This window comes from Hoylesella nanceiensis DSM 19126 = JCM 15639 (assembly GCF_000379965.1).
In the GTDB taxonomy this organism is placed as follows: Bacteria; Bacteroidota; Bacteroidia; order Bacteroidales; family Bacteroidaceae; genus Prevotella; species Prevotella nanceiensis.
This window is the reverse complement of record NZ_KB904329.1, coordinates 1-1,197: the sequence shown is the minus strand read 5'-3', so window position 1 is coordinate 1,197 and position 1,197 is coordinate 1. Positions and strand designations below refer to the sequence as shown.

General features: G+C 47.4%; 1 rRNA gene. It reads right to left on the bottom strand.

What is annotated here, in order from left to right:
• Positions 1 to 1,197: ribosomal RNA gene (locus A3GM_RS0106050) — 23S ribosomal RNA — on the bottom strand; the annotation flags it as partial.

The window sequence follows — 1,197 nt, the reverse complement described above, 5'->3', positions numbered from 1 at the left end:
CTTATACCTACATTTGCTTTTCCATAAACTCCAGATATAGTTGTCCTATATCATTCAACGTCGATGGAATGCTCCCCTACCGATACTTTTTTAAATACTATCCCGCGCCTTCGGTATCTGCCTTATACCCGATTATTATCCATGCCCGGACCCTCGACCAGTGAGCTGTTACGCACTCTTTAAATGAATGGCTGCTTCCAAGCCAACATCCTGGCTGTCATGGGGACCAGACTTCGTTAGACTAACTTAGACAGAATTTGGGGACCTTAAACGACGGTCTGGATTCTTCTCCTCTCGGGGACGGACCTTAGCACCCGCCCCCTTACTGCACGACTGCAAAGCGTAAGCATTCGGAGTTCGTCAGGTCTCGATAGGCGGTGAAGCCCTCTTGACCTATCGGTCGCTCTACCTCTTACGTTAATCATCGTACGCGGCACCTAAATGCCTTTCGGGGAGTACGAGCTATCTCCAAGTTTGATTGGCCTTTCACTCCTACACTCACCTCATCCAGAAGCTTTTCAACGCTTATTGGTTCGGACCTCCATTCCGTGTTACCGGAACTTCATCCTGGACAAGTGTAGATCACTTGGTTTCGCGTCTACCACCACTGACTTAACGCCCTGTTAAGGCTCGCTTTCACTGCGGTTGCTCCACTTAAGAGGATTAACCTTGCCAGTGACGGTAACTCGTAGGTTCATTATGCAAAAGGCACGCCGTCACATCATAAAATGCTCCGACCGCTTGTAGGCGCATGGGTTCAGGATCTATTTCACTCTTCTTATCGAAGTTCTTTTCACCTTTCCCTCACGGTACTGGTACGCTATCGGTCTCATGGGAGTATTTAGCCTTACCGGATGGGCCCGGCAGATTCACACAGGATTACACGTGTCCCGCGCTACTCAGGATACTACTATGTCTTGGCATGCTTCGAATAAAGGGCTTTCACCTGCTATGGCTAAACTTTCCAGAATATTCTTCTCGCAATTCAAGTACAACAACGTAGTCCTACAACCCCAACATTGCATAATACAACATTGGTTTGGGCTAATCCCCGTTCGCTCGCCACTACTAGGGGAATCATTAGTTTATTTTCTCTTCCTCGAGGTACTAAGATGTTTCAGTTCCCTCGGTTCGCCTCATATATCATATATATGATAATTACCTTATGGTAATTGGGTTGTCCCATTCGGAAATCCG